The sequence below is a fragment of the Vibrio sp. Vb2880 genome, from assembly GCF_033337975.1.
In the GTDB taxonomy this organism is placed as follows: domain Bacteria; phylum Pseudomonadota; class Gammaproteobacteria; order Enterobacterales; family Vibrionaceae; genus Vibrio; species Vibrio alginolyticus.
In genome coordinates, this window is record NZ_JAWORT010000009.1 from 1 (window position 1) to 22,962 (window position 22,962).

Consider the following 22,962-nt stretch of genomic DNA (forward strand, 5'->3'; position numbering starts at 1 on the left):
ATTGCTACGTTCACTCCAACCGCAGACTGGAACGGCTCAGAAGCGTTAACGTTTACGGCTACCGATCCAAGCGGCGAAAGCGTAAGCCAAACGGTGAACTTCACAGTGGCGCCTGTGGCAGACATCGTGGCAGACAACGCGACGGTTGTGGAAGACACACCAACCATCATCAAGGTTTTAGGTAACGACACGTTCGAAGGCGACGACAAATTGGTGTCGCTGGATAGCAATAACGGCCCAGCCAACGGCACGGTCTCGGTCAACCCGGATGGCAGCGTGACCTACACGCCAAACGACAACTACCACGGGGCAGACAGCTTCACCTACATCGTTACGTCGGGTGGGGTATCGGAATCTACCACGGTGAACGTCGATGTCACGCCAGTGAATGACGCGCCAGTGGCAAAAGATGATACCGCTGTTACTGACGAAGACACGCCAGTGACGATTGATGTTCTGCCAAACGACACCGATATTGATGGCGATACGCTGTCTATCCAATCGGCGTCTGTACCTGAAGCACAAGGTAAAGTCGAAATTATTGATGGAAAACTGGTGTTCACACCGGCTGAGAACTTCCATGGCGACGCCGAAATCACTTACACCGTGACCGATGGTGCACTGACCGACCAAGCGACGGTTAACGTCACCGTGAATGCGGTGAACGACACACCTGTGGTTGAAAGCAGCATTGCAGACCAAACCTTGGCAGAAGACTTTACGCCATACAGCATCGATCTGAATACGGCCTTCAGTGATGTGGATAACGTGGATGGCGAGTTAACGTTTAGCGTTTCTGGCAACAGTAATGTCAATGTCTCAATAGAAAATGGCATTGCGACCATTAGCCCAACGGCAGACTGGAACGGCTCAGAAACCCTAACGTTTACGGCCACCGATCCAAGCGGCGAAAGCGTTAGCCAAACGGTGAACTTCACAGTAGCGCCTGTGGCAGACATCGTGGCAGACAACGCGACGGTTGTGGAAGACACGCCGACCATCATCAAGGTTTTAGGTAACGACACGTTTGAAGGCGACGATAAAGTGGTGTCGCTGGATAGCAATAACGGTCCAGCTAACGGCACGGTCTCAGTCAACTCGGACGGCAGCGTGACCTACACGCCGAACGATAACTACCATGGTACAGACAGCTTCACGTACATCGTCACGTCGGGTGGGGTCAGTGAGTCCACCACGGTGAACGTCGATGTCACACCAGTGAACGACGCGCCAGTGGCGACCAATGACAATGCCGTTACTGACGAAGACACGCCAGTGACGATTGATGTTCTGCCAAACGATACTGATATTGATGGTGATACGCTGTCGATTGAATCAGCGTCTGTACCTGAAGCACAAGGTAAAGTCGAAATTGTTGATGGCAAATTGGTGTTCACACCAGCTGAGAACTTCAATGGCGATGCTGAAATCACTTACACCGTTACCGATGGTTCACTGACTGACCAAGCGACGGTCAACGTCACCGTGAATGCGGTGAACGACACACCTGTGGTTGAAAGTAGCATTGCAGACCAAACCTTGGCAGAAGACTTTACGCCATACAGCATCGATCTGAATACCGCTTTCAGCGATGTGGATAACGTGGATAGTGAGTTAACGTTTAGCGTTTCTGGCAACAGCAACATTCAAGTGGCTATCGTCAATGGCATTGCTACGTTCACTCCAACCGCAGACTGGAACGGCTCAGAAACGCTGACGTTTACCGCCACCGATCCAAGCGGCGAAAGCGTTAGCCAAACGGTGAACTTCACAGTTGCGCCAGTGGCGGACATCGTGGCAGACAACGCGACGGTTGTGGAAGACACGGCAACTATCATTAAGGTTTTAGGTAACGACACGTTCGAAGGCGACGACAAAGTGGTGTCGCTGGATACCAATAACGGTCCAGCGAACGGCACGGTCTCGGTCAACCCGGATGGCAGCGTCACTTACACGCCGAATGACAACTACCATGGGGCTGACAGCTTCACCTACATCGTTACGTCGGGTGGGGTATCAGAGTCCACCACGGTGAACGTCGATGTCACACCAGTCAACGATGCGCCAGTGGCAAAAGATGATACAGCTGTTACTGACGAAGACACGCCAGTGACAATTGATGTTCTGCCAAACGACACCGACATTGATGGCGATACGTTAAGCATTGATTCGGCGTCTGTGCCGAGTGACCAAGGTAAAGTCGAAATTATTGATGGAAAACTGGTCTTCACACCGGCTGAGAACTTCCATGGCGATGCTGAAATCACTTACACCGTGACCGATGGTGCACTGACTGACCAAGCGACGGTCAATGTCACCGTAAATGCCGTAAACGACACGCCAGTGGTTGAGAGCAGCATTGCAGACCAAACCTTGGCGGAAGACTTTACGCCATACAGCATCGATCTGAATACGGCCTTCAGCGATGTGGATAACGTGGATGGCGAGCTGAGCTTCAGCGTTTCTGGCAACAACAACGTGTTGGTGTCGATTGAAAATGGCATCGCGACCATTAGCCCAACGGCAGACTGGAACGGCTCAGAAGCGTTGACGTTTACTGCCACCGATCCAAGCGGCGAAAGCGTTAGCCAAACGGTGAACTTTACGGTTGCGCCAGTGGCGGATATCGTGGCAGATAAAGCGACGGTTGTGGAAGACACGGCAACTATCATTAAGGTTTTAGGTAACGACACGTTCGAAGGCGACGACAAAGTGGTGTCGCTGGATAGCAATAACGGCCCAGCCAACGGCACGGTCTCGGTCAACCCGGATGGCAGCGTGACCTACACGCCAAACGACAACTACCACGGGGCAGACAGCTTCACGTACATCGTTACCTCAGGTGGGGTATCGGAGTCCACTACAGTGAACGTCGATGTGACGCCAGTGAATGATGCGCCAGTGGCAAACGATGATACCGCCGTTACTGACGAAGATACGCCAGTGACGATTGATGTCCTACCAAACGACACCGACATTGATGGCGATACGTTAAGCATTGATTCGGCGTCTGTGCCGAGTGACCAAGGTAAAGTCGAAATTATTGATGGAAAACTGGTCTTCACACCGGCTGAGAACTTCCATGGTGACGCTGAAATCACTTACACGATTACTGATGGTGCACTGACTGACCAAGCGACGGTCAACGTCACCGTGAATGCGGTGAACGACACGCCTGTGGTTGAAAGTAGCATCGCAGACCAAGCCTTGGCAGAAGACTTTACGCCATACAGCATCGATCTAAATACCGCGTTCAGCGACGTGGATAACGTGGATGGCGATCTGAGCTTCAGCGTTTCTGGCAACAGCAACATTCAAGTGGCGATCGTCAACGGTATTGCTACGTTCACTCCAACCGCAGACTGGAACGGCTCAGAAGCGTTGACGTTTACGGCCACCGATCCAAGCGGCGAAAGCGTTAGCCAAACGGTGAACTTTACGGTTGCGCCTGTGGCGGACATCGTGGCAGACAAAGCGACGGTTGTGGAAGACACGGCAACTATCATTAAGGCTTTAGGTAACGACACGTTCGAAGGCAACGACAAAGTGGTGTCGCTCGATACCAATAACGGTCCAGCCAACGGCACGGTCTCGGTCAACCCGGACGGCAGCGTCACTTATACACCAAACGACAACTACCACGGGACAGACAGCTTCACTTATATCGTTACATCGGGCGGAGTATCGGAGTCCACCACGGTGAACGTCGATGTCACACCAGTCAATGATGCGCCAGTGGCAAACGATGACACGGCAACAACACAAGAAGATACCGCTGTCACGATTGATGTCCTACCAAACGACACTGATATTGATGGCGATAAGCTGTCGATTGAATCAGCGTCTGTACCTGAAGCGCAAGGCACAGTCGAGATTGTTGACGGCAAATTGGTCTTCACACCGGCTGAGAACTTCAATGGTGACGCCGAAATCACTTACACCGTGACCGATGGTGCACTGACCGACCAAGCGACGGTCAACGTCACCGTAAATGCGGTGAACGACACGCCTGTGGTTGAAAGTAGCATTGCAGACCAAACCTTGGCGGAAGATTTCACACCATACAGCATCGATCTAAACACCGCTTTCAGTGATGTGGATAATGTGGATGGCGAGTTAACGTTTAGCGTCTCTGGTAATAGCAACATTCAAGTGGCGATCGTCAACGGTATTGCTACGTTCACTCCAACCGCAGACTGGAACGGCTCAGAAGCGTTAACCTTTACGGCCACCGATCCAAGCGGTGAAAGCGTTAGCCAAACGGTGAACTTCACAGTTGCGCCTGTGGCGGACATCGTGGCAGACAACGCGACGGTTGTGGAAGACACGCCAACCATCATCAAGGTCTTAGGTAACGACACGTTTGAAGGCGACGACAAAGTGGTGTCGCTGGATAGCAATAACGGCCCAGCCAACGGCACGGTCTCGGTCAACCCGGATGGCAGCGTGACCTACACGCCAAACGACAACTACCACGGGGCAGACAGCTTCACGTACATCGTTACCTCAGGTGGGGTATCGGAGTCCACTACAGTGAACGTCGATGTGACGCCAGTGAATGATGCGCCAGTGGCAAACGATGATACCGCTGTTACTGACGAAGACACGCCAGTGACAATTGATGTCCTACCAAACGACACCGATATTGATGGCGATACGCTGTCTATCCAATCAGCGTCTGTGCCGAGTGACCAAGGGACAGTCGAGATTGTTGACGGCAAACTGGTCTTCACACCGGCCGAGAACTTCAATGGTGATGCCGAAGTCACTTACACCATCACCGATGGTTCGCTGACTGACCAAGCGAAAGTAGCCGTTACCGTTAATCCAGTGAACGATGCGCCAACGATCAAGGTCGATGCTGTAGAAAGTATCACTGAAGACGCAGTGAGTACCGATACGGTAGTGGCAACGTTGGAAGTCGCTGATACCGATACGCCAGAAGAGCAATTAACCGTTTCTTTAGAAAACAACTCAAACGGCTACTTTGCGTTAGTTGGCGATGAAGTCAAACTGACTCAAGCGGGTGTTGACGCGGTTAACAACGACGAACTCAACCTTAAAGACCTAACGATCAGCGCATCAGTATCGGATGGTGTTAATCCAACGGTTAGCGACAGTGATAGTTTGATTGTGAATCGCGTTAACGATGCACCAACAGTCGATAATGTCATTTCAGATCAAGTGTTAGCAGAAGATTTTACGATCTACACGATTGATTTAAACGACGCATTTAAAGACAGCGACTCGGCACTGAACTTCTCAGTGTCCGGCAACAACAACGTGTTGGCTTCGATTGAAAATGGCATTGCGACCATTAGCCCAACTGCGGACTGGAACGGCTCTGAAGCGCTGACCTTTACGGCTACCGATCCAAGCGGCGAAAGCGTTAGCCAAACGGTGAACTTTACGGTTGCGCCAGTGGCGGACATCGTGGCAGACAAAGCGACGGTCGTGGAAGACACGCCAACCATCATCAAGGTTTTAGGTAACGACACGTTTGAAGGCGACGACAAAGTGGTGTCGCTGGATACCAATAACGGTCCAGCGAACGGCACGGTCTCGGTCAACCTGGACGGCAGCGTAACCTACACGCCAAACGACAACTACCACGGCACAGACAGCTTCACCTACATCGTCACCTCCGGTGGGGTATCGGAGTCCACCACGGTGAACGTCGATGTCACACCAGTGAACGATGCGCCAGTGGCGACCAATGACACGGCGATTACTGACGAAGACACGCCAGTAACGGTTGATGTGCTGCCAAACGACACCGATATTGATGGCGATACGCTGTCTATCCAATCAGCGTCTGTACCTGAAGCACAAGGTAAGGTTGAAATTGTTGACGGCAAGTTGGTGTTCACACCGGCTGAGAACTTCCATGGCGATGCTGAAATCACTTACACCGTCACCGATGGTGCGCTGACTGACCAAGCGACGGTCAACGTCACCGTGAATGCGGTGAACGACACGCCTGTGGTTGAAAGCAGCATTGCAGACCAAGCCTTGGCGGAAGACTTTACGCCATACAGCATCGATCTAAATACCGCTTTCAGCGATGTGGATAACGTGGATGGCGAGTTAACGTTTAGCGTCTCTGGCAACAGCAACGTGTTGGTGTCGATTGAAAATGGCATCGCGACCATTAGCCCAACGGCAGACTGGAACGGCTCAGAAGCGTTGACCTTTACGGCTACCGACCCAAGCGGTGAAAGCGTTAGCCAAACGGTGAACTTCACGGTAGCCCCTGTGGCGGACATCGTGGCAGATAAAGCGACGGTAGTGGAAGACACGCCGACCATCATCAAGGTCTTAGGTAACGACACGTTCGAAGGCGACGATAAAGTGGTGTCGCTGGATACCAACAACGGTCCAGCCAACGGCACGGTCTCGGTCAACCCGGACGGCAGCGTGACCTACACGCCAAACGACAACTACCACGGTACAGACAGCTTTACCTACATCGTCACCTCCGGTGGGGTATCGGAGTCCACCACGGTGAACGTCGATGTCACACCAGTAAATGACAGGCCTGACAGTGAGGACTTTACGCATGTTACTGACAAGCCTTTGACGCAAGTTGTATTTGATACTGATACGAAACCTTTAGGTGATGGTGACTCTCAGGATCATATAGCGGATATTGAAGATGACTTAAATGGCAACGATTTGCATGTGCGGATTACTGAACTACCGGCCTCAGGAACATTGTTCTTCAGAGATAACAACGGTGAACTGCATGAAATAAAAGAAGTCAGTGACACTCTTTATGAAAAAGATAGCCTTTACTATGAAGCTGATAATGTGGGTTTCTTATTAGGTATCAAGGATCGCCCAGATACACCAAATAGTTCCGAGTCTACAACAGATTTCAATAATTGGGGGCTAAGTGAGGACGGAGGTCCATCACACTCCCGTACTGAGCATTTAGTTAATGGTTCCTCCATCACTATATCTTCTGATAGTGGTGAACTTGCTCAATACAACCGCCAAGTGTCACATATCGGAAACGGTATTGCTGACAATGATGGGCAGGGTATTGAGAAAGGCGAGACAATTACGATCGATTTGTCTAGTAACCCTGTGGGCAGCGTAAACCTTGGCTTAGATGGATTAGGTGGATTGTTTGATTACGGTGATGACAACGCTGCGCTTATTACGGTTACGTATTTAGATTCAAATAATATCGAACAGACTCAAACGTTCGAGTTCTTGAAGCCTGAAGGCAACTTCATGCTATTCCAAGAAACAAGCGTTGGTTTTGGGCAAGATCTAGCTCTTCCTGAAGGTTCGGTCATTACTCAGTTAGATTTTTCTACGAAAAATGAAGGGAACTGGGAGTTACGTTATGTAGAAGGTATTCCTGCCGGAGATAGCTTTGGATATGTGGCAGTCGATTCTGAAAGTGGTGTTAGTGATCCATCTACGGTCAATATCGTTAACGAAATACTAGATGGTAATGTTGCGGAAAATGGACCTGTGGTGGAGAGCATTGCAGGTGTTACTGTTGTTGAGGGTGACGATGTCACGTTTTCTGTTGCTCTAAATAACGCAACAGATCAGACCGTTAAGTATCAAGTGGATTTCTCTGCAGAGGGTTCTAGTATGAGCTCTCAAGACATTGATTTGTCGAACGCAACTTTTACTAATGGCGTGAAGTATTTGGGCGGATACCTTATTGTTCCAGCCGGAGTGAATGGGTTTGAGATTACCATTCCAAGTATTGATGATCAGTTGGTTGAATCAACAGAGAGTCTTGTGATTAAAGTCGGAGATGTATCTGGCGTTGGCTATATTGATGATAATGATGTTCCGCCAGCAGTTCAAAGCAACGAAATTTCCGGATTAGAAGACGAAGCTATTGTTATAACACTAGAACATTTAGGCATCGTTGATAGTAGTATAAGTGTTGAGTTTGACACTTCTGCTCTAAATGGCTCACTGCAAGTGAAAGGTTCTGATGGTTGGGAAGAGGTTTCTGGCAGTGTGCTCGCTTCTGATATCGAAAATGGTCTTGTTCGCTACGTTCCTGCTGAACATGAATCTGGTGCAGATGTTTTCGATAAAGATGGTGTTGGGAACGGCTTGGATACTTACGAGCAGATTCATTTCACGGTTAGTGATGGCAATTCTTCTGCTTCAGGTACGTTGAGTATCGACATAGAGCCTGTCGCGGACCCAATTAAGATTGACCTTACTTTCGGTCCAGTAACGTCTGTACCTGTGACACTAGGCGGAAGCTGGTCTACAGACGAAGAACTTAAAGATCTGCTTGAGGCAAGTAATTTACCAGGGCTTGACTTTGAACATGTGGTGACACAAACGTTTAATAACGGACATGTTGGTAATGACTTAATGCTAAGCGGTGACACTGAATCGCCACTGAGCTTTGTCGGAGATCAACAAGCAGGTGCGAACGTTGATGCTCAAGGCAGTGATATCTTTGTGACTGGAGGAGGTAATGATTCTACCTATGGCGGTATTGGTTCATTAGATGATCAAGCGGAGACGGACACAGTTGTTTACTCTGGCAAGTTGTCTGATTACAACTTCAACTATTACCCTGCATCTGACCACTCAGAGGTCCCGTATTGGATTGTCGAAGATAGCCGATTTATTGATACAAAAGATGTTGTTTCGAGCACTCATAAAGAGTCGGGTGACCACCTTTATGAAATTGAACAACTTATCTTCCAAGATGCCATTATCAAGCTAAATAACAACACAGGAGAGTATGTTGTACTTACAGAGCAGCAAGTCTCTTTTGACCTGAACCTTGATCTTATCGATGTGGATGGCAGTGAGTCATTCATTAACGATAGCGTCACCTTAACGGGAATTCCTTCAGGGCTAACATTAGAGGTGAATGGCAAAACGGTTACTGAAAACAGCGATGGTTCTTACACGGTTGACCTTTCAAGTGAACCAAATCAAACCAGTCATCAACTAAGCGGTACGATTACTGTACCAGCCGATTACAATGGTTCGTTAGATTTTGATGTAACAGCGACGGCAGGAAGTGTTGAAGTTAATAACAATACTCAAATGGGAACGGACACGGCTTCTGTTTCAGTTCGAGATTATGATTTTGTTTCCGGTACGCATGGTGATAACAAGATAGCTGGATCTGATAGCAATGATGTGATTGTTGGCGATGTTCAAGGATTACAGATTGTCGAGGGGCAGGACTACAACATTGCTTTTATGCTCGATACATCAGGCAGCATGGGTTACGACGTTGGTCTAGCGCTAGGTGAGCTAAAAACAGTGCTGAATACTCTTACCGAAAGTGCTAGTGGCCCTCATTCGGGCAAAGTGAACGTTTTATTGACCACATTTGCTACTGGGAGCTCTCAGGTACTTGAATTAGATTTGAGTGCTGACAACGCAACATCGCAAATAGAGTCTACATTGGATGCAATTTTACAAATCGGTGATGGTAATACAAATTATGAAGCCGGGTTCCAATCTGCACTAGACTGGTTTGCTAATGCCGATAGTGGCGCAACAAACCTAAGTTATTTCATATCTGATGGTCAACCAAACCAAGCTACGGATAACAATACGAGTTGGTTTAGTGGTTGGGAGGGTGTCGTACTTGGCGTGTCAGAACAAAAGTTAGTGACGCTAGCGGATGTCTTGCCAAGTGATTACAGGTTTGGTGATACAGTCACATACAACAATAAAACAATCATAGATTTTCGCGGGGCGGTGTATTCGCTCTCTACTGGTGAACAGGTGGGGAGAATGCTTAACTCATATGTCTATGATGATTATGGAAATAATGTTCTATCTCAAGCGAATAACGCATATCAAGCATTGGCTGAATTTAGTGAGGTTCGTTCGATAGGTCTTGGTCGCTACTTAGATGAAGATTCGTTAGAAAACTTCGACTCTGATGGTGTAGTAAGAGCTAACATAGATGTAAACCAACTAGCAGCAGTGATCCTTGGTAAGGAAGTTTCATTGATGCAAGGCAAAGATGAGATTAACAGCCTTGATGGAAATGACATTATTTTTGGTGATGCCATGCGTTTCGACGTCGATGGTGAGCAAGGAGTTTCCGCGCTGCAAAACTACGTAGCTTCTCAACTAGGTAAGGATGTTTCGTTGGTTACCAAAGAAGAAGTTCATCACTACATTACTGAAAACCAAGCAGAATTTGAACAGTCTCGTTATTATGACCAGGCAGATACCATCTCTGGTGGTTCAGGAGATGATATTTTGTTTGGACAAGGCGGTGACGACAAGCTGTTCGGTGGTGCAGATAATGATATTTTAATTGGTGGTTTCGGCAATGATATTTTGACAGGGGGGGACGGTGAAGACATCTTTAAATGGGTTGATGTGTCCAATGAACGCGACACTGTCACTGACTTCAATAAAGATGAAGACACTCTAGACTTCTCTGATCTCTTTGATGACTTATCTAAAGATGAAATTGGAGAGCTTCTTAATGATCTTCAATCAGGTGATCATACCGGTGATGTCGGAGAGTATCACGTAGAAGTGGCACCAGATGGCAGCTCTGAGGCAAACCTGAGTATTACAAAAGGTAGCTCGACATTAGACATCCATTTTGACGGTGCAAGTGTTGATGATGTGACTCAAAGCTTGATTGCAAGTTTAGAGGCGCAATACAAAGATATGTAGTGGCGTTACCATTTAGGTAAAATTGAAAATCAAAAAAGGTCTAGCAATTTGCTAGACCTTTTATTTTTACGTTCTGTTTATGGTTGTGTTAGCTTTTTGGAAGTGTAGTGAAAACGGTCCATTCTTTCTTAACTTCACCCTTGTGACCAATCACTGTTGCGGTTACTCGACGGTTTAGCGCGTGACTCACTTGGTCGGTTCCTTGTGTTGCAAGCACTGTGTCTCCATAGCCCACAATGGTAACTCTATCCCCACTAATACCATTCGTCATGAGTTCTTTTCTAACGTTCTCAGCCCGGCGCTTGGATAAGTCGAGATTGTGTTCTGCAGTACCAGTGCGACTAGCATAGCCCTGAATCTCGATAGACGTATTTGGGTACTCTTTCAAGAAATCGGACAACTCACGAATTTGTTGCGTAAAGATAGGGTTGATAACATCGGAATCGTTCGCAAATAGGACTCGAATTTGCATTTCTTGTGAGGAGTCGACATACGAACCGCAGCCATCGTTATCTATCTCGGCTCCTAAAGGAGTACCCGGACACAAATCGCGCTCGTTAATAACACCGTCTGAGTCATCATCTATATGATCAGCCCACTGATCGGCAATTGGCGTATCGATGTAATCATACTCATCGCCTTTATCGGATGAACTGCATGCCGAAATCATCAATGAGAGTGCAATAAGAGTTATGTGTTTCATAATTAATACTCCACTTCTTCTAGCCATTCTTTAGGCATTTCGACCCTTAATGCACTCAACAGTTGACCTGTTGCGTTCATCACTCGATATTTGGCGTACTGCTCTGCGTATTTAGAATCTAAGTAGTCTTTACGCGCCTCAAAGAGCTCGTTTTCAGTGTTCAATAGATCAAGGAGTGTCCGTTTACCGATGCGATATTGCTTCTCGTAAGCAATTACGGTCTCAGACGCAGAGTCTACATGATCTGATAGAAACTCTTTTTGTTGTAATGTTAAATCAAGCGCACTCCAAGAAAGTCTTAACCCTTCTTCAACATTGCGATAGGCACCTTCACGCAAGTCTTTTGCTTTATTTAGCTGGTAGGCGAAGTTTTCTGAGTTCGCTGCATCACTGCCGCCATTGAATAGGTTGTAGCGTAGGCGCAGCATGGCAAGTGTCTCATCACTGCGACCTTTTAAACCATCAGCGTCGTCACGCCATGTTTGCGAAGCTTCAATGGAAATGGTTGGGTAGTTAACACCTTTAGACTGTTTGTATTGAAACTTAGCCGAGTCTACGTCTGCGAGTGCGACTTGAATAACGGGGTGCAGTTCAAATGCCAAGCCTACCGCTTCATCAATTGTGTACGGAATAAAGTTTTGGTCCGCTCTCGGAAAGATTAGCCCTTGCGGTGTTTGACCGACTAAACGAGTGAACATCGTGTGAGAGTCATACAGGTTATTTTGAGCAGCGGCTAAGTTGCCGTGTGCTTTTGCCAAACGTGCTTCTACTTGCGTTAAGTCAGCGGTAGAGCCGATACCCGAGTTGACTCGTTTTTTAATGTCATCGTAGATATCTTTGTGAACAGCCAGGTTGTTTTCAGACAGCTTGAGTATTTCGTAAGCTTTTACAGCGTCTAGATACACTTTGGTGACTTCAAGTGCTTTATCCGATGCGTCGGCCAAAAGTTGAAATCTTACTGATTCAGCATCCGCTGCAGTTCGGTCGATATCATTAAGAGTCGCACTGCCGTCCCAGATAAGTTGGGTTAGTGTCACCGATGCTTCTTTTCGAGTGTAATCTGTATCTCCACGTCCCACCTCGTCAGAAGGGTCTAATCCTTCATACCCAATACCCGCATCTAGATCAATAGAGGGCAAGTAAGCACCCGAAGATGCGTCATTTACGTATTTTCGGCTCGTAAATTCATTAAATGCACTCTTAATGTCAGGGTTGTTTTTTAACGTCAATGCCACGGCTTGCTCTAAAGTTTGACCGAAAACGGGTATAGACACCATTAAACTACAGCAGCAAGCAATATTTAGTCGGTTCCATTTCACGGTATTTCTCCTAAAAATTCGTGTTGCTTTTTGCTATTTCATCTCATAACTGAGACGAAACATCATAAATAACAGTGCTTGAGTAAGGGATTTATCAACCTACTGTTAAAACAAAGCTTTTGTTTCAAAAATCCAAGATTTCGCCTTTTAAAACCTTAGCACATATGTCGAATGTTGCTTAGCAACATAGCAAGTTTAGCTCGGAGAAAAGCTTGAATTCTTAATATCATAGCGTTTCACGGCCTGTGTCACTCTGCGCTTTTTTGTAACTCTGCCCCTAGAGTTATCAAACGTCCTACAAGCTACACATACAACGAAAATATGATGATTTTGACTAAACTATAGACGTAAATGTAGGGGTGACAAACTTTTGACTTGGTTTGAAGTGGGGCGAGGTAGATATGGAACGTGTAACTTTTAGCTCATTGGCGGGCAACATTGTCGTTATCGGGTTGGACGGGGAGATTAGGACTTTAGGTCAGGGTCAACTACCTCAACCAGGAGAGTTAATAATCGATGAAGTATCAGATACTTCTGAACTTGTTATCGAGCAGGTGACACCACAAGGAAGTTCAATAAATGTAACTGATGATATCACTGCGTTAATTGAAGCAATTGCGAGTGGGGAAGACCCGACTGAGCTGGGTGAAGAGTTTGAACCTGCTGCAGGTGAAGGAAACGGGTCTAGCCCACAGAATACGGGAGCTATAGATCGCACAGGTGCTGAATTACTCGCTAGTACCAATTTTGAGACAGTGGGAACTGACGGAACAGGATTTTCAAGTACTCAGGTAGAGACGCTACTCGATATTCTCCAAATACAACCACCAGAACCAACAGCAATCCCCATTCCTGCAACGATAATTGTTCAGGAAATATCCAGTCCGACTATCAACGAAGGTGATCAGGTTGTATTCGATATTACTTTAAACCAAGCAACAGAGGACAATACTGATGTCACTTTGTCGCTACTTGATGGCACCGCAACTGGCGGTTCAACTGACGAGAGCGGAAGTGACTACGTTAATGAGCGTGTTCTCATAACATTTTCTGATGGTACAACGGAAGAAATCTTGGTTGATGATAACGGTACTTTTACAGTCTCGGTCCCATTAGGTGAAAGCGGGTTTACGGTTTCTCTCGACTCTATAGATGACTCTATATTCGAAGGCCCAGAAACGTTTACGATTTCTGGCACAACAGAAGAACAAAATACACCTGCAACCGGGGTGGCAACCATTGTTGATGATGGTAGTGGACCAGGTTTAAGTCCTGATGATGATCGCCCAACGGTAACGATGAGCGATGCAGGGATAGTTAATGAGGGTGAAACGGCTAGCTTTAAAGTGTCGTTATCTAATCCATCAGCTATAGATGTTGAGGTTGAACTGACTCTCAACTTAGGTGACACCGAAGCCGGTGACTTAGGTCTCTTAGAATACAACACGGGAAATGGCTGGGTTGCAGTGCCAAATGATGGTGTGGTGACGGTGCCAGCCGGGCAAACCGAATTTGATGTGCGTATCGCTTCCATTGATGATGCTGTTTACGAAGGCCCTGAAGACTTCAGTGTGACGGTGACCGGCATTGGCGCAGTACAAGGCAGTGATACGGGGACGGCGACGATAGTGGATGACGGCAGTGGTCCAGGACCTGATCCGGATGATGACCGCCCAAGTGTGACTATTACGGATGCTGGCACCATTAATGAGGGTGAGACTGCGAACTTCAAAGTCACCTTATCGAACGCGTCTGAAGCGGAAACGCAGGTGGAACTGGGTCTTAATCTTGGCGATACCGAAGTTGGAGATTTGGGCACCCTAGAATACAACACGGGAAGCGGTTGGGTCACAGTGCCAAACGATGGCGTGGTAACGGTGCCAGCCGGGCAAACTGAGTTTGATGTGCGTATCGCTTCCATTGATGACACCGTTTATGAAGGCCCTGAAGATTTCAGTGTGACGGTAACTGGCATTGGGGCGGTACAAGGCAGTGATACGGGGACGGCGACGATAGTGGACGACGGCAGTGGTCCAGGACCTGATCCCGATGATGACCGCCCAAGCGTGACTATTACCGATGCTGGCACCATTAATGAGGGTGAGACTGCGAACTTCAAAGTCACCTTATCGAACGCCTCTGAAGCGGAAACGCAAGTAGAGTTGGGTCTTAATCTCGGCGATACCGAAGTCGGTGACTTAGGCACCTTAGAATACAACACGGGAAGTGGTTGGGTTGCAGTGCCAAACGATGGCGTGGTGACGGTGCCAGCCGGGCAAACCGAATTTGATGTGCGCATTGCTTCTGTTGACGACGCTGTTTACGAAGGCCCTGAAGACTTCAGTGTGACGGTGACCGGCATTGGCGCAGTACAAGGCAGTGATACGGGGACGGCGACGATAGTGGATGACGGCAGTGGTCCAGGACCTGATCCGGATGATGACCGCCCAAGTGTGACTATTACGGATGCTGGCACCATTAATGAGGGTGAGACTGCGAACTTCAAAGTCACCTTATCGAACGCGTCTGAAGCGGAAACGCAGGTGGAACTGGGTCTTAATCTTGGCGATACCGAAGCCGGTGACTTAGGTACCTTAGAATACAACACCGGAAGCGGTTGGGTTGCAGTACCAAATGATGGCGTGGTGACCGTGCCAGCCGAGCAAACCGAATTTGATGTGCGTATCGCTTCCATTGATGACGCTGTTTACGAAGGCCCTGAAGACTTCAGTGTGACGGTGACCGGTATTGGTGCAGTACAAGGCAGTGATACGGGGACGGCGACGATAGTGGATGACGGCAGTGGTCCAGGTCCTGATCCGGACGATGACCGTCCAAGTGTGACTATTACGGATGCTGGCACTATTAATGAGGGTGAGACTGCGAACTTCAAAGTGACGCTATCGAACGCCTCTGAAGCGGAAACGCAGGTGGAACTGGGTCTTAATCTCGGCGATACCGAAGTTGGAGATTTGGGCACCCTAGAATACAACACGGGAAGCGGTTGGGTCACAGTGCCAAACGATGGCGTGGTGTCGGTGCCAGCCGAGCAAACCGAATTTGATGTGCGTATCGCTTCCATTGATGACGCCGTTTATGAAGGCCCTGAAGATTTCAGTGTGACAGTAACTGGCATTGGCGCGGTGCAAGGCAGCGATACGGGTACGGCAACGATAGTGGACGACGGCAGTGGTCCGGGGCCAGATCCGGACGATGACCGTCCGGTTGTTGCGGCAATTAGTGATACAACCGTAAACGAAGGTGAGTCTGCTACGCTGGTTGTCACTTTGAGTAACCTAAGCACTAAGGATACTCTCGTTAATCTGACACTTAATGATGGCACAGCAGAGGGAGGGGTAGATTACACCAAATCGTCTGTTACTGTTACCTATGCAGATAGTTCATCAGACGTTATCCCTGTGAACCCTGATGGTACATTTAATGTGTCCGTACCAGCTGGTGATATGACCTTTGACGTTGTGATAAGTACCACCGACGATGAGCTGTTCGAAAGCGATGAAAATTTCACATTAATTGGACAGACCGAGATACAAACAACTCCGGTTACAGGCACGGTAACGATTCTTGATAACGATACAGTCAGCGTTGCCTCTATTTCTAGTGAAGTGGTTAATGAAGGTGAACCTATCGTTTTTGATGTTACTTTAAGTAACCCTAGTGATAGTGAAAGTTTGGTCAATATGGTGCTCGCTGATGGTAGCGCAGAGGGGGGCATAGACTACATCAATACATCGGTTACAGTTACCTATGCGGATAACTCAACAGATGTCATTACTGTCAACGCAAACGGAACATTTGATGTTTCAGTTCCCGCGAACGACGTCTCATTCAGCGTCACAGTCAATACTATTGATGATGACCTATTCGAAGGCGCAGAGACTTTAACACTCTCGGGTAAAACTGCCACTCAAATTACATCTGCAATGGGTACAGGGACTCTTCTTGATGATGGTTCGGGGCCAGGACCTGATCCAGATGACGATCGCCCAACAGTTGCAGCGATTACCTCTACAACGGTAAACGAAGGTGATATTGCAACACTAGATGTAACGTTGAGTAATGAAAGCACCACCAACATCACTGTCAATATGATGCTGACTGACGGATCAGCAGAAGGCGGTGTGGATTACACCGATACTTCAGTAACAATTACTTATGAGAGTGGCGGCATAGAAGTCGTTACGGTAAATCCAGATGGCAGCTTTATTGTCGATGTGCCCGCAAATGATACGACTTATAGTGTTTCTGTAAGTACAACAGATGATGACTTATTCGAAGGACCTGAAATCTTTACGTTATCAGGTAACACTGATAACCAAGTTGGTTCTGTGATTGGTACCGGTACTATTGTTGATGATGGTAGTGGCCCAGGACCAGATCCTGATGATGACCGCCCGACTGTAGCAGCGATTACGGATGCCATAGTTAGTGAGGGTGAGCTGGCAACGCTTGAAGTCACTTTAAGCAATGCAAGTACCACAAACACCGTTGTTAATATGACATTAGCAAATGGGACAGCTGAAGGAGGTTCGGATTATACAAATACGACAGTAACCGTTACCTACGCTGATAGTAGTACCGACGTTATTTCAGTGAACCCAGATGGTACGTTTGATGTCATTGTACCAGCGTTAGACACAACATTTAGCGTTACTATGGTGACGTTAAACGATGATATTTATGAGGGTGATGAGAACTTTACATTATCCGGTGCCACTGCTGTGCAAACAACTGCTGCTGTCGGTACCGTAACGATTAACGATGATGCAGACATACCAACTGTCACTGAAATTACGGATATTCAAGTGGTGGAAGGTAACGATGCGAAATTTAACGTTACACTGAGTAATGCAAGTGCGGTTGCGATTATGGTTAGTATGTCTCTCTTAGACGGAACCGCTGTCGCTGGAGATGATTTTAACGCTACGAGTGTGACCATTACTTATGCTGATAACACGACGGAAGTTATTGCGGTAAACCCTGATGGAACGTTTGATGTCTCGGTACCTGCGAGTGATACTAACTTTAGTGTTACGGTAAACACTGTTGAAGACCAGATTTATGAATCTTCAGAAAACTTTGTTTTAACTGGTTCGATTCAAGGGCAATCACCTGCAGCGTCAGGCCTTGGTACGATTATTGATGATGACAATACACCTCCGACAGTAGAAGACTTTGGCATTTCGGTTGACCTTAGTGTGGGAGGAGACGCTTTAATTGACTTTGCACCACATGCGCAAGACTTTGAAGATGACTTTGATCTTCAAGATGATAAAGAAACGAGCATCTGTGTCACGACGCTTCCAGACTATGGCTATCTCTATTACTTGGATGATCAGAACAATGAAGTCATATTGGACATTGGTGATGTGATTCCAGAAACTACGGAAGTCAGATATGCACTAACGGAAGATTTCTTTGATGAGCAAAGCTTTGATTCCCAAGATTTACTCGATGAATTTTCTAAAGACTTCATTGCCGATTCAGTCGATGTTAACGGTTTAAGTTTCTTTGGAGGAACCATTGATGGTAATGGTGACTTTATCAATAATGCTCAAATCAAGGTTGACTTTGCCGCTCAGCAGGTAGGTTTAGTTGTAGTGTCACCGGGCGAAACTGGCCAAGGGGATGAAATTAGTACGAGTGAGTTCATTGCCATTGAATTAGATGAAGGGCTTGAAGCTAAAGAAGCAAGGTTAAACCTAGCAAGCTTGAATGATAGGTTTAACAGTGGCGGCGCTTGGATTCAAGCATACTTTTATATGGGCGATACTCTTGTTGATATACAAACCATACACACCAGTGACATCGTATTTACTGGTAATCAAGAAGGTTACGCTGACGTATCGCTAAGTAATGGCAGTTTTGATGAGATTCGCTTGTTCCCTGAAACAGACAGTTCAAGTGATAAAGCCAGCTTTACTCTAGTTGGTACTCAGATTACAAGTTTTAATAATGTAAACGACTCGTTTGATTACAAAGCGATTGACTCAGATGGTTTAGAAAGCGATACCACTGCAACCGTTGATATTGATTTTAACAATGTCTCTTTTGAAACAGTGACCGCTTTCGGTACACAGACTGCTTCGTTACAGCAAGAGCCTAATATCATCATGGGAACAGACCAAGATGATGTTCTTGTAGGCACCGATGGTAATGATATTCTAATTGGTGGTCTAGGTAATGATATTTTGACTGGTGGCGGAGGTGATGACATCTTCAAGTGGACAGAGATGCAATCCGCAACTGACACCGTGACGGATTTCAGTTACGGGGATCAGCTCGATTTTACCGATGTATTTGATGATATGAGTGGTACTGATATTTCCACATTACTTGATGATCTCGGCTCTGGCGATTATCACGGAAGCGTGGATGATATCACGGTGGCGGTGACTGAAAGTGGAGGTAACTCAACTCTGACCATAAATAAAGATGGACAACAGTTGGAGGTTAATTTTGACGGAGCTTCTGCTTCTGATATTGCCAATAGTTTGATTTCTAATCTTGAACAATTACGAGAGTAAATGATTCAAAATGAAAAACGGAGCGAAAGCTCCGTTTTTCATTTAGTAATGCAGTAAGTTCAGGCAATAATTAAAGCACTTTACATGCAAAACCTTTTAAGTAGAAACCTTCTGGATATGCGGTATCGGTTGGGTGGTCAGCGGCTTGTTCAAAACGCTCCACAAACTTTACTTGGCGGTTAGCGTCTACGGCTGCATCAGCGATGATTTTCTGGAACAGAACTTGATCCATCAAGCCAGAGCAAGAGTAGGTCAGTAGCGTGCCGCCCGGTTTTAGAATTTGCATTGCTAGCATGTTGATGTCTTTGTAACCACGACATGCGCCGTTTAGTTGTGCTTTGCTCTCTGCGAACTTCGGTGGGTCCATGATCACAACATCGAACTGAGTTCCTTGATCACGATACTCACGAAGCAGCTTAAACACGTCTGCATTTAGGAACACGGCACGCTTCTTCGAAATATCAAACTCGTTTAGTTCTGCGTTGAATTTTGCGGTATCTAAAGCAGGTTGTGACACGTCAGCGTTAATCACACGCTTTGCATCACCTTTTAGAGCGTAAAGTCCGAAGCCACCTGTGTAAGAGAAGCAGTTAAGAACTTCTTTGCCTTTCATATATTTCATCGCTTGCTGGCGACTATCACGTTGATCTAGGTAGAAACCTGTTTTGTGTCCGCCAACGATATCTACACTAATCTTTACGCCATTTTCTTCGATGACGACCGATTTAGGTGGCTCTTCGCCGTGCAAGACGCCCGTGATCTCTTTTAAACCTTCTTTTTTACGAACGGCCACGTCAGAGCGCTCGTACACATTACAATCAGGGAAGCTCTCAACCAGAGCGTCAACAATAGCCTGCTTATTGTGTTCTGCGCCAGCACTGAGAAGTTGGCACACAAAGAAATTTTGGTAACGGTCGATCGTAACGCCTGGTAAGCCGTCAGACTCTGCTGCGATAAGGCGATAACCCGTAAGGCCATCACGTTCGATAATGTCTTCACGAAGAAGTTGTGCGTCTTTAAGTCGTTTAACGAAAAACGCGGTGTCGATTTCTTCTTTATCAAAACTCCAAATACGAGCACGAATTTGTGAAGCTGGCGAATATGCCGCCTTAGCTAGCCATTTACCGTCGTGAGTGAATACATCAACCGTTTCGCCAAGAGCAGGTTCGCCCTCAACTTTGTTGATGCCTCGAGAGAAGATCCAAGGGTGCTTGCGCTTGACCGATTTCTCACGACCTTTAACCAAATAGATAGCAGCTGTCATTTCATTAGCTCTTGTTGAATTTTGAAAGGGGCGTATTGTCCGGGATGTGAATGGTAAAAGCAATATCCCTCGGCAATCCAGTACATTGTAGTGACTTTTAAATACAAAAAAGGTCACTAAAGTGACCCTTTTATTTGAATTTGCTGTAACAGATTCCGTTGCTATGCTTTAAGTCCAGTAAGTAGTGCTTCCATGGTGTCGCTTTGCTTACGCAGTTGATCAACGTTTTGTGAAGTCGTGCTTATCATATTGCACACGTTATCTGCTTGAACTCGAATCTCTTCAACGCTTGAGGCGATATTGTCCGCGACTACACCTTGCTCTTCAGCTGCTGTTGCAATTTGAATGCTACTGTCGGAGATAGTTTGATTTTTATCTGCCAAAGAGCCGATTTCGTGATTCACTTCCGTCATGAGGTTTTGTCCCTCATTTGCATTATTAACTGTCACTTCCATCAGCTTAGTAAGCGACTGGCTGTTACGCTGTAACGATTCAATCATCGTTTGGATTTCAACTGTCGCTTGCTGAGTGCGTCCCGCAAGAGCGCGAACCTCATCCGCAACGACCGCAAATCCACGACCTTGTTCTCCAGCACGTGCAGCTTCAATAGCCGCGTTCAGAGCAAGTAGGTTGGTTTGCTCGGAGATCCCATTGATGGTTGTCACGACTTCATCAATTTGTGCTGCATTGGCATCTAACTCGGCAACGGCTTGAGACGCAGATTGAATCTCATTAGAAAGGTTCGAAATCGAGTGAAGCGTATTCTCAACTTTCACTTGTCCAGACTGAGCCACGTTTCGCGCATCATCGGTTTGCGTGCTTGAATCGTGAGCTAGTGTCGCGACTTCTCGAATCGTTGATGCCATCTGTTCAGTTGCACTCGCAAGAGAGTTGAGGTGTTCCTGCTGAGTCGCTGAAATATCTGAACTGTGATGAATCGATTGATTCAGGTCTGAGCTAATTTGTTGCATTAACGCCACAGACTCTTGAATCGACAGCACCATTTGTTGCTCTCGTTCTGCAACTTTGTCTATCGTAATAGCAATTTCACTAAACTCGTCGCGAACAGGGAAGAAGTTCATTCTCGCAGTTAAGTCGCCACCCGCAAGGGTGTTTAATGCTTTGTTCATCGTGAACATCGCGCCGCCAATAAACGTCATGATGTAGTAAACGCCAAGAGCGAGAATAAACAAGCTCACACAGATGATGCTCACTTGAGTCGTTGATAGGGCAGCCCATAAAGAAAGTTCATGGTTCGCAACCAAACTGTACGTACCATTTAAAACAGACACGGATTGCGGACCAGAGCCAATAGAAACGGTTTCTGAACCCGCTATGAGGCTTGCTACTTGAGATTGAGAAAGGTTGCCTGCCTCTATCAGACCTTTCATAAGCATGAGCTCTTCTTGGTACATACTTGAGATCAGTGTATTAGCCGCGCTATTAAGGACGAGTGTGAGAATGACTAAAGCGAGAAGAGGGAGAACGAAGAGCAAATAGAACTTTTCTTGAATCTTTAAGTGAATGAGATACTTATCAATCCAGCGGAATGGAATTTCTTTCATAATTATAATAACCGTGCAAAAACCCACTATCCTTAGTGGGGTGAATAGACGAAAAGAATATATCACTCAGTAAAAAGAAGCGGTACAAAGATGAATGTAAAGTGTGAGAGATTTATAGTAAAAGGTCACGTTCAAGGCGTCGGCTTTCGTTACCATACTTCCCATCAAGGATTGAAGCTAGGGTTAACAGGTTATGCGAAGAACCTAAACAATGGTGATGTTGAAGTGATGGCGTGTGGAACAGACGCGCAAATAGTTGCGTTTTCGGAATGGTTACAAGAAGGACCGCGAACGGCAATAGTAGAGCATGTGATGCAGGAGCCTGCGTCGTATAAGCCGTTACGCGGTTTTAAAATTTTATGAATCTACAAGCATTTAGCTGGCTTTGGTAGGCCGGCTAATTTGGTTGCTTGTTTGGCTGGTCCCTTTTTAAACAGCTTGAACAGATACTTACTGTTACCTTTTTCTGGGCCGTGCGCTTTTTCCATCGCTTTCACAAGCATACGCACTGCAGGGGAGGTATTAAACTCTTCATAAAAGTCTCGCACAAAATGCACAACTTCCAAATGAGCATCCGTAAGCTCGATGTCTTCTTCTTTTGCTAAAAGCTCAATCATACCTTCTTCCCATTGAGTATGATCCAATAAGTAGCCTTGAGCATCCGTTTCAATTTCTTTGCCGTTGTAAACGAACATAACGTTTTATCCGTTAAGTAAACATGGATGTTTATAGATTAGCGACAGCCGAGAATGTTCTCAACAAAAGAATCTCGAAGTAGTGCCGAGCGAAGCAAAAGCGTACAAAGTAGTGGCCTATAACTGAATACTCTTAAATTATATTTTAAGCATAAATTTGTTTTTTTATTCGTGTTGTTAGAAAATTTTCGGGGTTGATATCGGTGGTT

The 22,962-nt window shown here is 46.6% G+C and carries 8 protein-coding genes; 3 read left to right on the forward strand and 5 right to left on the reverse strand.

The genetic code is table 11. The features are described from left to right. A partial coding sequence (locus R7M92_RS11795) for a tandem-95 repeat protein (protein ID WP_411974279.1) occupies positions 1 to 10,659 on the forward strand: 10,659 nt, incomplete at its 5' end. Between the two features lie 88 nt (positions 10,660 to 10,747). Here R7M92_RS11795 and R7M92_RS11800 read toward each other — a convergent pair. Together R7M92_RS11800 and R7M92_RS11805 are read right to left on the reverse strand one after the other, a co-directional pair. Next, positions 10,748 to 11,362, reverse strand: a complete 615-nt coding sequence (locus tag R7M92_RS11800; protein WP_031781371.1) for an OmpA family protein — start codon at positions 11,360 to 11,362, stop codon at positions 10,748 to 10,750. Positions 11,363 to 11,364: 2 nt separating this feature from the next. Continuing rightward, on the reverse strand, positions 11,365 to 12,681 hold the full coding sequence (locus R7M92_RS11805; RefSeq protein WP_301582869.1) for a TolC family outer membrane protein: 1,317 nt from the start codon (positions 12,679 to 12,681) through the stop codon (positions 11,365 to 11,367). A 401-nt stretch (positions 12,682 to 13,082) separates the two neighbouring features. Here R7M92_RS11805 and R7M92_RS11810 point away from each other — a divergent pair, with 401 nt between their 5' ends. Then, positions 13,083 to 19,229, forward strand: coding sequence for a Calx-beta domain-containing protein (locus tag R7M92_RS11810; RefSeq protein WP_318133412.1), 6,147 nt, complete (start codon positions 13,083 to 13,085; stop codon positions 19,227 to 19,229). Between the two features lie 70 nt (positions 19,230 to 19,299). On the opposite strand, the gene R7M92_RS11815 is transcribed toward R7M92_RS11810, so the two are convergent. Together R7M92_RS11815 and R7M92_RS11820 are read right to left on the reverse strand one after the other, a co-directional pair. Further along, complete coding sequence (locus R7M92_RS11815; protein WP_195723091.1) at positions 19,300 to 20,493, reverse strand: class I SAM-dependent methyltransferase; 1,194 nt, start codon at positions 20,491 to 20,493, stop codon at positions 19,300 to 19,302. A gap of 161 nt (positions 20,494 to 20,654) precedes the next feature. Beyond that, the gene (locus tag R7M92_RS11820; RefSeq protein ID WP_064353947.1) at positions 20,655 to 22,058 is read right to left on the reverse strand and encodes a methyl-accepting chemotaxis protein; all 1,404 of its coding nucleotides are present in this window, start codon (positions 22,056 to 22,058) and stop codon (positions 20,655 to 20,657) included. A 90-nt stretch (positions 22,059 to 22,148) separates the two neighbouring features. Between R7M92_RS11820 and yccX the strand changes: the two genes are divergently transcribed. Continuing rightward, entirely contained in the window at positions 22,149 to 22,421 is a 273-nt protein-coding gene (yccX, locus tag R7M92_RS11825; protein ID WP_262638922.1) for an acylphosphatase, read from the forward strand. A gap of 2 nt (positions 22,422 to 22,423) precedes the next feature. On the opposite strand, the gene R7M92_RS11830 is transcribed toward yccX, so the two are convergent. Further along, entirely contained in the window at positions 22,424 to 22,753 is a 330-nt protein-coding gene (locus R7M92_RS11830; protein WP_005377396.1) for a TusE/DsrC/DsvC family sulfur relay protein, read from the reverse strand. Between the last annotated feature and the right edge of the window lie 209 nt (positions 22,754 to 22,962).